The organism is Chryseobacterium sp. VAUSW3 (assembly GCF_002205795.1).
GTDB lineage: Bacteria > Bacteroidota > Bacteroidia > Flavobacteriales > Weeksellaceae > Kaistella > Kaistella yananensis.
The window spans coordinates 876,149-887,946 of record NZ_NIUY01000001.1; the positions used below are offsets into that span (position 1 = coordinate 876,149).

The window sequence follows — 11,798 nt, forward strand, 5'->3', positions numbered from 1 at the left end:
TTCTCCGGAAATTAAGGCGAAGTAGAAATGCAGAAAATCTTAAACAATAAACAGATCCTCCTCGTAGGAAATCCCAACGTAGGTAAATCAACCGTATTTAACCTGCTCTGCAACAAAAACCAGAAAACAGGAAATTATGCCGGAGTTACTGTAGCCAGCCATTCCGGAAAGTACGAATACAAAGGCGAAGAGGTAGAGGTAATCGACTTGCCGGGTTCATACAGTGTGTACCCAACTTCTGAAGATGAGGCTATTTTTTCCAAATTTTTAGTCGAGGAACAGCAAAATTATTCGGGCGTTGTTTATCTTCTGGAAGCGTTAAGTATTAAAAGAGGTTTGCTTCTTTTTCAGCAAATTCAGGATTTGGGAATTCCTGTTCTGCTCGTTGTAAACCAAATCGACCAGGCAGAACGGAGAGGAATCAACATCAATCTCGAAGAACTTTCAAAAGAACTGAATGTGCAGGTTTTGTGCACCAATGCCAAACAGAATCTGGGAATCGACGAACTGCGCGAAGCAATTTTCAAAAATAATTTTACCAAATCTGAAACTGTTTCTTTCGAAATTCCGCTGGAGCAGAAAGGGCTTGTCTTTAAAATATTAGCCGAAACAAAAGAAAGCAACCAGTATAAAGTATGGACGCTGCTTGCATCCGATACCTATCTTGGCAAACTGGAATCGGTAAATGAGCAGATCAATCAGGATGAAATTAAATGCCTTGTTCCCAAGCGTTTACAGACTCAGGAAACCATAAGACGTTACCAGAATATCGACCGGATTATTACTAAGGTTTTGTCGAAAAAAGCAAATTTCAAAGAACTTCTTACCGAGAAACTGGATAAAATTCTGGTTCACAAATTTTGGGGTTATATTGTTTTTGGGCTCATCCTGCTGCTGATATTCCAGAGTGTGTTTTTCCTGGCGGAATATCCGATGAACTGGATTTCCGATGCGTTCTTCTGGCTGTCATCTTTCACTGCAGAACATCTTCCGCAGGGACCAATCAATTCACTGATTTCGAATGGAATTATCCCGGGAATCGGTGGAATTGCAATGTTTGCCCCTCAAATCGGGATTCTTTTATATTTCCTGTATCTACTCGAAGACTCAGGCTATATGGCAAGGGTAATCTTCTTAATGGACCGGTTTCTGAAACCTTTCGGACTCAACGGCAAAAGTATTGTGCCTTTGGTTTCAGGTACTGCATGTGCCATCCCGGCGGTAATGTCGACCCGGAATATCGAGAATGTTAAGGAAAGACTCATCACCATTCTAGTTACGCCTTTTATGACGTGTTCGGCAAGACTTCCGGTTTACAGTATCATTATTTCTTTGGTCATTCCGGATCATTATTTTCTCGGAATAAGTTATAAAGCGTTGGTACTGATGGGAATGTATTTCCTTGGTTTTTTTGCCGCGCTTTCTGCTGCACTTTTACTTAAAACGGTAATTAGAAACAAAACAAAATCGTTCCTTGTGATGGATTTACCTTCCTATAAGATGCCGCTTTTCGGGTACGATTTTAAATTAATGCTTAGCAAAGTATGGGAATTTATCACCGGAGCAGGTAAAATTATTTTCTTCTTCAGCATCATTATTTGGGCATTCAGTTATCTAGGACCAAAACAAAATGAGAATGAAATGGTTGCAACCGATGTGAAGTTAGAGCATTCTTATCTTGCCAAGGCCGGTAAATTTATTGAGCCTGCAATTGAGCCATTAGGATACGACTGGAAAATGGGTGTTGGCGTGCTGACAAGTTTTGTGGCCCGTGAAGTTTTTGTAGGAACACTTTCAACACTGTACAGTTTGGATGAAGAAGCTCCTGAAGAACGAATCATCGATAAAATGAGGAATGATACAAAACCCAATGGGGAAAAGGTCTTCAGTTTTGCTACAGGAATTTCTATCCTGATATTTTATGCGTTCGCAATGCAGTGCGCATCTACATTGGCCGTAGTTTACAGAGAAACAAAATCATGGAAATGGACTCTGATCCAGCTTTTCGGAATGTCGGGATTCGCGTATCTCGCTTCATTTATAACCTATCAGTTACTTAAATAATGGAAAACGCTTTAATTCTGCAATATTTGCTCGTCGCGGTAATTGTTATTTTTGCCGCTTACTCCATCTTTAAGATTTTAAAAAAAACCTTTTCTCCCAATAAATTCAAAAAGGGGAAACCGGGCTGTGATTCAGATTGCTGTTCATAATCTGTTCACTTTACGTAGATTTTTTATTCGTAATTTTGCCTCAGTTTAAATCAACCGTTTTAAAATCAATCATGCAATGGCATTAATCAAAAGTATATCAGGAATCCGCGGAACCATCGGCGGTAAAGTAAACGAAAATCTTACGCCGCTCGATGTGGTAAAATTCACTTCCGCATTTGGAACCTGGCTTCAAAACAATAAAAACAAAAAAGATTTAACGCTTGTTGTTGGTCGTGATGCCCGAATTTCAGGAGCAATGGTGAATTCTTTGGTTACCGCGACCCTTCAAGGATTGGGAATAAATGTGGTTGATTTGGGACTATCGACCACTCCTACAGTGGAAGTGATGGTTCCTGAACTGAATGCTGACGGTGGAATTATCCTTACCGCTTCACACAACCCAAAACAATGGAATGCGCTGAAACTTTTAAATGAAAAAGGTGAATTCATCAGCGGAGAAAACGGTGCTGAAGTTTTGGCCTTAGCTGAAAGTGAGGAATTCAATTATGCTGAGGTAGATGATTTGGGAAAATATGAAACCAGAGACGATGGTTTTGCGATTCATATTCAGAAGATTCTGGATTTACCGATGGTGGATTCCGAAGCCATTAAAGCCAAAAAATATAAAATCGTTGTAGATGCGGTAAATTCAACCGGCGGAATTGCGATTCCACAGCTTTTGGAGCATTTAGGCTGCGAAGTTATCAAACTTTACTGCGAACCTAACGGTCATTTCCCTCACAATCCGGAACCATTGAAGGAGCATTTGGGCGACATTTGCGAACTGGTGAAGAAAGAAAAAGCAGATTTAGGAATCATTGTAGATCCGGATGTAGACCGATTGGCTTTGGTAAACGAAAATGGCGAACTTTTTGGCGAAGAATATACCTTAGTTGCGGTGGCTGATTACCTTTTAAAAAATAAAAAAGGAGTAGCTATATCGAACCTTTCTTCAAGCCGTGCATTGAGAGATGTTGCTTTAAAGCATGATTCCGAGTATTTCGCAAGTGCAGTGGGAGAGGTTAATGTGGTAACTTTAATGAAAGAAAAAAACGCGGTAATCGGCGGCGAAGGAAACGGCGGAATTATTTACCCAGATCTTCACTACGGAAGAGATTCACTGGTAGGGGTGGCATTATTTTTAACGCATCTGGCTAACGAAAACAAAACAGTTTCTGAACTTCGAGCGACATACCCGAGCTATTTCATGGGGAAAAAGAAAATTGAACTTACACCGGATATTGATGTGGATTCACTTTTAACTAAAATGGAAAAGGAATATCATAATGAAGAGGTTTCCACGGTAGATGGCGTGAAGATTGATTTTGAGAAAAATTGGGTGCATTTAAGAAAGTCCAATACAGAGCCGATTATCAGGATTTACACCGAAGCTTTTTCTCAGGAAGAAGCCGATAGTTTGGGAGACCAAATGATTACCAAAATAAAAAGCTTGATTTAAAATCATCTTTTTATTAAATTAGATTATTAATAAAACGTTTTTCCGAAGTTTGTAAGCATGCTTCAAATTTTTGGAAATAACACTGAGAATATAAATTGGAAGAATTTTTTGAAAACGAACTCATTAGAAAGTTCGAAGAAATGGTAGAAAACAATGATGAGCTGTACTTCGAAACCGAAGAATACGAAGATATCATCATTTACTACCTTGAAATGGGCGACATTTCCTTCGCGGAAATGGCGACCAATTATGCGCTGAAACTTCATCCCAATTCTTTAGAACTGAAAATTAAAAAGTTTGAGGTTTTGCTTGAACTCGAAAATTATACACAGGCCAAAGAACTGATGCAGGAGCTTCAGGAAGCTTCCATGGAAAGCACCGATTTTCTGGTGTGCTGTGCTAAATACTATTCGAATCTAGGAAACCCCAGACGCGCAATCACTTTTTGTGAAAGAGCGCTGGAATTGGAGGAAGAAGAAAATTTCCTTCATAACTTCATCGCAGATGAATATGTAAATCTGGAAGATCCATTCAACGCGCTGAAACATTACAAACTGGCATTAAAGTATGACCAACAGGACGAATATTCGCTCGAAAATGTAATGTTTTGCTATAATCAGCTGAGCAGAAGTGATGAAGCGATTGAGTTTCTTAACGGATATCTGAATGAGTTTGCTTTTTCTGAAACTGCTTGGTACGAATACGGACAGTTTTATTTCAACCGCAAAAATTATGAAGAAGCCATCCGTGGGTTCGATTATCTTCTAGCGATTAATCCACAGGCTGTTGGCGTATATGCCAATAAAGCGGCGTGTTATGAAGCGATGGGCGAGTGGCTGAAAGCGGTGGAAGTTTATGAAGAAATGCTGGAACTGGAATACACCAAATCCTTCACATTCTATAAAATCGGGTTGTGTTATAAAGAAAACAAACAGCCTGTTTTAGCGCTAAATGCGTTCCAGAAATCTTTAAGAGACGATCCGCAGTTCTATCTTTCGATGATGGAGCAATCGTATATCTACGAAGAAATGGGCAGTATGAAAGAGGCGCTGCATTTTGCGAAAGAAGCTGTTTCGATGAATGATAACAATCTGGATTATCAGAAAAGGCTGGCGTTTTTATATATCGACTCCGGACGGTTTGAGGAAAGTTTGGTTTGCTTGAAAAAGTTGGTAGATTTCGAGCCAAACCGGTTTTATAACTGGTACGCTTATTCAGAAGTTTTAATGCTCATCGGTGAATTTGAAGAAGCAATTACGGTTTTAAATCAGGCTACGAAGCTTCATAAACGTGCTGAAATTTATTATCAGTTGAGCAACTGCTATTTCCACATGAATAACCAGAAAGAAGGCAGAAAAGCCCTGGATGTAGCTTTAGATCTGGATCCCAATCTTCTCGAAGATATGAAACTGAAATATCCTTTCATTAAAGAAGAAGTTGAAAAAGTAAAAACGAAAAAGAAATAATTTAAAGCATCAGCTATATTGGATTTGAACTTTAGATAAACCAATTAAAAAACCCCTGTCAATCATTTGACAGGGGTTTATTTATTTGAACACTTTTACTTTGCGCTCTGTTTCTTTTTTGGCGTTTCCGCGACCAAACCGTCTTTCTCTTCATTCACCTTCAGCATGATGGTTTCGCCTTCTGAAAGCTGTTTGTTGACAAGCATTTCGGCCAACAAGTCTTCAATATATTTCTGGATGGCACGTTTCAGTGGTCTCGCACCGAAATCTTTGTCCCAACCTTTTTCGGCGATGAAATCCTTGGCATCCTGAGAAAGCTCTACATGATAATTAAGTTTTTCCAGACGTTTGTAAAGTTTAGACAGTTCCAGATCGATAATCTTGTTGATATGTTCTTTTTCAAGAGAGTTAAAGATTACGATATCATCGATTCTGTTCAGGAATTCCGGCGCAAACGCCTTTTTCAGGGCATTTTCAATCGTGCTTCTTGCTCTTGCATCGCTGGTCGATTTTTTAGCAGAAGTTCCGAATCCTACGCCGTCACCGAAATCTTTAAGATCTCTGGTTCCGATATTTGAAGTAAGAATGATAATCGTATTTCTGAAATCTATTTTTCTTCCTAAAGAATCGGTCACAAAACCTTCATCCAGAATCTGCAGCAAAATATTAAATACATCGGGATGTGCTTTTTCAATTTCGTCTAAAAGTACCACTGCGTAAGGTTTTCTGCGAACTGCTTCAGTAAGTTGTCCGCCTTCTTCATAACCTACATATCCCGGAGGCGCACCAACCAGTCTCGAAACTGCGAATTTCTCCATATACTCACTCATATCGATACGGATCAAGGCTTCATCAGAATCGAAAAGTTCGCGGGCCATTACTTTGGCAAGCTCGGTTTTACCCACACCTGTTGTTCCCAGGAAAATAAATGTGCCGATCGGGCGGTTAGGATCTTTCAGTCCGGCGCGGTTTCTTTGGATAGCTTTCACCACTTTTTTCACTGCATCTTCCTGGCCAATCACTTTGCCATTCATCATTTCATCCATATGAGAAAGTTTGTCGAGTTCATTTTTACCGACTTTGGTTACAGGAATTCCACTCATCATGGATACTACTTCGGCAACGCTTTCTTCGGTAACGACTTCTTTTTTCTCCTTCACATCTTTGTCCCAGGCTTCCTGAGCAATATTCAGTTCGATCTGTAGGCGTTCTTCTTCGTCTTTAAGTTTTCGGGCTTCCAGATAATCCTGAGCTTTTACCGCTTTCTGTTTCAGATCTTTAATCTCTTCGATTTTCTTCTCGTACTCAATGATTTCCGTAGGAACCTTCATATTTTTGATGTACACCCTTGATCCGGCTTCGTCCATCGCATCAATTGCTTTATCTGGAAGGAAACGATCGGTAATATATCGTGAAGTAAGGTTTACACACGCCAGAATTGCTTCGTCTGTATATGTAACGTTATGGTGATCTTCGTATTTGTCTTTCACCTGATTCAATATCTGAATGGTTTCTTCTACCGTAGTAGGTTCTACCATTACTTTCTGGAAACGGCGTTCCAAAGCCCCGTCTTTTTCAATATACTGTCGGTATTCATCTAAAGTCGTTGCACCGATGCATTGGATTTCTCCCCTTGCCAAAGCAGGTTTGAACATATTTGATGCGTCTAAACTTCCGGTAGAGCTTCCCGCCCCGACGATGGTATGCAGCTCATCAATGAATAGGATAACGTCACGGTTTTTTTCGAGTTCGGTCATGATGGCTTTCATTCTCTCCTCGAATTGTCCACGGTATTTCGTTCCGGCAACCAAACTTGCAAGATCAAGCGTAATTACTCTTTTACCGTAAAGCACACGCGACACTTTTTTCTGCTGAATTCTTAAAGCCAGACCTTCGGCGATCGCTGATTTACCGACGCCGGGTTCACCGATTAAAAGCGGATTGTTTTTCTTCCTTCTTGAAAGGATTTGCGAAACTCTTTCAATTTCTTTTTCACGGCCAATCACAGGATCCAGTTTGCCGTCTCTCGCAAGCGCAGTTAAATCACGTCCGAAATTATCCAGGGTCGGCGTTTTGCTTTTCCCTGTGCCGATGTTTCCGGTAGGTTTACGCATCTGCCCGAATTCTTCTCGCTCTTCGTCATCGTCGTAAGCGCTCATTTTCGGATCCTGTCCGGAGTTTTTAAGCATGGTCTGATACTCTTTGGTTACTCTTTCATAATCAATGTCATAAGAGCCTAAAATATTGGTTGAAGGGTCATCCGATTTATAAAGTATACCTAAAAGCAGATGAACGGTATTAATTTCTGAACCCTGATACTGTCTGCATTCGAGTTCTGACCGTTTTACTGCCTGATCGGCCATTTTTGTAAAAGAAATCTTATCGCTTTCTGCCGAAAACGGATTAAGTCCCGACACCGACATGGTTTCGATTTTTCTTCTAATTTGCGTTAAATCTGCACCCAGATTTTGCAGGATATCCTTTGCAGAGTTCTCTGTCTTAATCATTCCCAAAAGGAAATGTTCTGTATTAAGAAACTCACTTTGCAAACGTCTTGCCTCTTTTTTACTTTGTTGGAACACCTGATCCAAACCGTTTGAAAATTTATGATCCATATTTTTGATTCATTATTTAAGCATGAAGACTGCAACGAATCTTTTATGCCATATCAAAGTTACAAATACTTTACCAAAATTAAATAATGACTTTATGGCAGGATATATTTTATCATTCGGCTGAAAATGACTACGTTTGTCTCCCTAAATTTTTTAATTATGAGTCCGGAAATTACCAACTATATCGGCTACGCCGCTTCTTTCTTCGTTGTATTGAGTTTTGTGCTGAAAGACATCAAGAAAATCAGAATCGTAAATCTTATCGGATGTATTTTCTTTGTGATTTATGGGATTTACAGTAATTATCTGTGGCCTATTATTATTCCGAATGCCATTCTGTGCATTATTCAGGGGTATCATCTGGTAAAAAAAGACTAAATTTCTCTCATGAAAGTTCTGGTAAGCGTTTTTAATAATTTATCTACAGACCAACGTGTTGAAAAGGTATGCAGAACATTGTCCGAAAACGGATTCGCCATCGAACTTATCGGGAATAACTGGGGTGGCTTGCCTGATCTGAGACGCGATTATCCGGTTTCCAGAATTATATTAAAATCCAAAATTCTGCGGTATGCTTATGTGGAATTTCAATGGAAACTTTATAAAGAACTGCTGAAGAAAGCTGATCAGCACACTATTCTCCTTTCGAATGATTTGGATACCTTACTGCCCAATTATATGGTTTCAAAAAAGCTGAATATACCTTTGGTGTACGACAGCCACGAGATTTTTACCGAAATGCCGTCGGTCAACGGCCGCTTTACCCAAAATATCTGGCGGTCATTGGAGTCTTTTATTGTACCCAAACTGAAATTTATGATGACGGCCAGTGAAAGTTACGCAGACTGGTTTCATAAGACCTACGGAATTGAAAGACCTGTTGTAGTGCAGAATTTCCCGCTGAAATCCGGAAATCCACAAGATTATTCTATAGTTAATTCACCAAAAGTAATTATTTATCAAGGGGTAATCAATCCATCCCGAGGTCTGGATAAGTTGATCCCGGAAATGTATAAAATTGAAAATGCAGAACTCTGGATTGCCGGTGACGGACCTAAAAAGAAGGAATTTCAGGAATTGACTAAAAATTTAGGTTTGGATGATAAAGTGAAATTTATTGGTAAAATTCTGCCGGAAAAACTCCGCGAAATCACCCAAAAAGCAGATTTAGGAGTAAGTATCGAAGAAAATAACGGGTTGAGTTATTATTTCTCAATGCCCAATAAAATATCAGATTATATTCAGGCAAGGATTCCCGTGGTGGTGTCAGATTTTCCGGAGATGAGGAAAGTTGCAGACCATTTTAAAGCAGGTGAAAAAATCCGGGATTACAACGAACTTGCACAAAAAATTCAGTTGGTTCTTAATAATGGGAAACATTTTTATAAAGATGCTTTAGATCATGCGGCCTCACAACTTTGCTGGGAAAACGAAGAACACAGATTACTTGGGCTTTTCGGTAAAATTAAATCCAGAACTCCTAAAAGCTAAATTCTTATCTTTGCACAAACAGAAATTTTAAGATGACCATCAAAGAAAAACAGCAGGAATTAATCGAAGAATTTGCATTTCTTGAAGATTGGGAACAGAAATACGAATATATTATTGACCTCGGAAAAGAACTAAAAGGACTTTCTGAGGACAAGAAAACGGATGCCAACTTAATTAAGGGCTGCCAGTCTAAAGTCTGGATTGATGCCGAGTTCCGGGACGGTAAACTGTTTTTCGAAGCCGATTCCGACGGTATTCTGCCTAAAGGAATTGTTTCGTTGCTGGTTTCTATTTACAGCGGGCATACAACCCAGGAAATACTGGATTCCGATTTTGACTTTATTTCGGAAATTGGGCTGCAGGAATTTCTTTCGCCTTCGCGTGCCAACGGCTTGATGGCCATGACCAAGCAAATTAAGTTTTACGCCGTTGCCTATCAACTTAAGAAGTGATTACCATTTTAGCATACCGTTTTTCAGCTTTTGGCGATGTAGCGATGACAGTGCCTGTTGTGACTGAATTTCTGGAGCAGAATCCCGAGATGCAGATTGTTTTTGTAACGCGGAAAAACTTCAGCGATTTGTTTGAAGGTGTTCCTAATCTTATTTTTAAAGGAGTAAATATTGATGATTACAAAGGATTTTTAGGTTTGCGGAAACTTGCGAAAGAACTCATCACAGAATTTAATCCTCATTATATTGCTGATTTACACGATGTTATTCGGACAAAAATACTCAACCGAATTTTTAGTCGGAAAAACTATCGTGTAGCCGTCATCAGTAAAGGAAAAGATGAAAAAGAGCATCTCACCGATATTTGGAATTTGGAAAAAAAACCGCTGAAAAAAACTACCGAAAGATATGCTGATGTCTTTCGGGATTTAGGGTTTTCAGTTGAATTATCCCATCAGTATAGGACAGTTTCATTACAAAAAAATGGAATCGGTTTCGCTCCTTTCGCACAGCATGAAGGAAAAATGCTGCCCCTTGAAAAGTCATTCGAACTGGCAAAACATCTTTCAGAAAAATACAGAATATACTTTTTTGGCGGAGGAAAACATGAAGTAGAAACCCTTGATAATTGGGTTTCTCAAATCCCCAATTCCGAAAATGTGGCCGGTAAACTCAGTTTAAAGGAAGAACTGTTAAAAATTGCAGGCCTTGAAATTATGATTTCCATGGATTCCGCAAATATGCATTTGGCAAGTTTGGTAGGTACGCGATGCATCTCAGTATGGGGAGCAACCCACCCTTATGCAGGTTTTTTGGGTTACGGACAGCACGAAGACGATGTGATTCAGGTTAAAGATCTTACCTGCAGACCCTGTTCGGTTTTCGGGGACAAAAAGTGTTACCGCGGAGACTGGGCGTGTCTTCATGAAATTAATATTCAGCAGATTATGGATAAAATTCAATAAATGATAAAAAAAATTCTTTCAGGTTAATGAAAGAATTTTTTGTTTGTAAATTTTAAAGAAATTTGTCTCCTTTTTTCACATTCTTCAGGTCATGGATGTATTCTTTAATGAGCTGGTCATTTTCCCGCGGACAAATCAGAAGTGCTTTATCGGTATCTACTACAATATAATCCTGCAAACCATCGATAACTGCAGCTTTGTTTTTATTTTTAAACTGAACGATATTGCCTTTTGCATTATATAAAAGTACATGTTTTGGATGCACGGTATTTTCGTTTTCGTCTTTATCGTAATTTTCGTAAACCGAAGTCCAGCTTCCTAAATCGCTCCAGCCTAAATCTGCAGGAATTACGTAAACATTCTTTGCTTTTTCAAGAATACCGTTGTCGATGGAGATTTTGGTTACTTTGGGATAAATCATTTCAATACAACGTACTTCATCTTCGGTATTGTATTCGCAACTCACAAACTGTTGCGACATTTCCTCCAGATGCGCATCGAAGGCGGCAAGAATTGATTTTACGTTCCAGATAAAAATTCCGGCATTCCAAAGAAAATCACCGCTTTCCAGGAAACTTTTGGCAATTTCCAGAATCGGTTTTTCGGTGAAAGTTTTCACTTTAAAATGGTCTGCATTTTTTTTATCGATGAACTGAATATAGCCGTAACCCGTATCAGGTCGGGTAGGAGTAATTCCTAACGTGATGAGGTAATCGTTTTTTGAAGCCAAATTGAAAGCCAGTTCCACTTTCTGCAGGAACGCAATTTCTTTCAGAATCAAATGGTCTGCAGGCAGCACAATCATGTTGGCGTCGGGATTTTCAGCCGCAATTTTCTTTGCCATATAAATATTACATGCTGCGGTATTTTTCATCATCGGTTCGCCCACGATATTCTGCGGTTTCAGTTCCGGAAGCTGCTGTTCGGTAAGCGAAACATATTCTTTATTGGTAATAACATAGATATTTTCTTTCGGAACAATCTGGCTGATTCTGTCATAGGTCTGCTGAATCATTGTTCGGCCCGTTCCTAAAATATCCTGAAACTGTTTAGGGAATTTCTGTGTACTCATTGGCCAGAACCGGCTGCCGACTCCTCCTGCCATAATAACGCAGTAATTGTTTGATTTAGACATGC

9 protein-coding genes are annotated in these 11,798 nt (G+C 39.4%); 7 read left to right on the plus strand and 2 right to left on the minus strand.

What is annotated here, in order from left to right:
• Nucleotides 1-27: 27 nt before the first annotated feature.
• The 3 genes from feoB to CDW55_RS03960 all read left to right on the plus strand — a co-directional run bounded on the left by feoB (nt 28) and on the right by CDW55_RS03960 (nt 5,138).
• A complete protein-coding gene (gene feoB / locus CDW55_RS03950; protein ID WP_088468408.1) occupies nt 28-2,064 on the plus strand; it encodes a ferrous iron transport protein B in 2,037 nt (678 codons plus the stop codon).
• Nucleotides 2,065-2,289: 225 nt separating this feature from the next.
• A complete protein-coding gene (gene glmM, locus CDW55_RS03955; RefSeq protein WP_088468409.1) occupies nt 2,290-3,672 on the plus strand; it encodes a phosphoglucosamine mutase in 1,383 nt (460 codons plus the stop codon).
• 95 nt (nt 3,673-3,767) lie between these two features.
• Complete coding sequence (locus CDW55_RS03960) at nt 3,768-5,138, plus strand: tetratricopeptide repeat protein (RefSeq protein ID WP_088468410.1); 1,371 nt, start codon at nt 3,768-3,770, stop codon at nt 5,136-5,138.
• 95 nt (nt 5,139-5,233) lie between these two features.
• On the opposite strand, the gene CDW55_RS03965 is transcribed toward CDW55_RS03960, so the two are convergent.
• Nucleotides 5,234-7,753 carry an ATP-dependent Clp protease ATP-binding subunit gene (locus CDW55_RS03965; protein ID WP_088468411.1) on the minus strand — a complete coding sequence of 840 codons (2,520 nt, stop codon included), beginning with the start codon at nt 7,751-7,753 and terminating at the stop codon, nt 5,234-5,236.
• Between the two features lie 159 nt (nt 7,754-7,912).
• Here CDW55_RS03965 and CDW55_RS03970 point away from each other — a divergent pair, with 159 nt between their 5' ends.
• Genes CDW55_RS03970 through CDW55_RS03985 form a run of 4 tightly spaced genes read left to right on the plus strand, consistent with a single transcriptional unit; the run spans nt 7,913 to nt 10,661 of the window.
• A complete protein-coding gene (locus CDW55_RS03970; RefSeq protein ID WP_088468412.1) occupies nt 7,913-8,131 on the plus strand; it encodes a uroporphyrinogen decarboxylase in 219 nt (72 codons plus the stop codon).
• 9 nt (nt 8,132-8,140) lie between these two features.
• Nucleotides 8,141-9,244 (plus strand): glycosyltransferase family 4 protein, encoded by a 1,104-nt coding sequence (locus tag CDW55_RS03975; protein WP_088468413.1) that lies wholly within the window; start codon nt 8,141-8,143, stop codon nt 9,242-9,244.
• A gap of 32 nt (nt 9,245-9,276) precedes the next feature.
• Complete coding sequence (locus CDW55_RS03980; RefSeq protein ID WP_088468414.1) at nt 9,277-9,696, plus strand: SufE family protein; 420 nt, start codon at nt 9,277-9,279, stop codon at nt 9,694-9,696.
• Entirely contained in the window at nt 9,696-10,661 is a 966-nt protein-coding gene (locus CDW55_RS03985) for a glycosyltransferase family 9 protein (RefSeq protein ID WP_088468699.1), read from the plus strand. The genes CDW55_RS03980 and CDW55_RS03985 overlap by 1 nt, the downstream gene beginning before the upstream one ends.
• A gap of 52 nt (nt 10,662-10,713) precedes the next feature.
• Here CDW55_RS03985 and CDW55_RS03990 read toward each other — a convergent pair whose 3' ends face one another.
• Nucleotides 10,714-11,796, minus strand: coding sequence for a mannose-1-phosphate guanylyltransferase (locus tag CDW55_RS03990; protein WP_228399601.1), 1,083 nt, complete (start codon nt 11,794-11,796; stop codon nt 10,714-10,716).
• Between the last annotated feature and the right edge of the window lie 2 nt (nt 11,797-11,798).

Excerpts from the sequence above, each read along its gene's own strand:
- CDW55_RS03965 (WP_088468411.1), bottom strand. The coding sequence starts at position 7,753 with ATGGATCATAAATTTTCAAACGGTTTGGATCAGGTGTTCCAACAAAGT.
- glmM (WP_088468409.1), top strand. The coding sequence starts at position 2,290 with ATGGCATTAATCAAAAGTATATCAGGAATCCGCGGAACCATCGGCGGT.
- CDW55_RS03970 (WP_088468412.1), top strand. The coding sequence starts at position 7,913 with ATGAGTCCGGAAATTACCAACTATATCGGCTACGCCGCTTCTTTCTTC.
- CDW55_RS03980 (WP_088468414.1), top strand. The coding sequence starts at position 9,277 with ATGACCATCAAAGAAAAACAGCAGGAATTAATCGAAGAATTTGCATTT.
- CDW55_RS03990 (WP_228399601.1), bottom strand. The coding sequence starts at position 11,796 with ATGTCTAAATCAAACAATTACTGCGTTATTATGGCAGGAGGAGTCGGC.
- feoB (WP_088468408.1), top strand. The coding sequence starts at position 28 with ATGCAGAAAATCTTAAACAATAAACAGATCCTCCTCGTAGGAAATCCC.
- CDW55_RS03975 (WP_088468413.1), top strand. The coding sequence starts at position 8,141 with ATGAAAGTTCTGGTAAGCGTTTTTAATAATTTATCTACAGACCAACGT.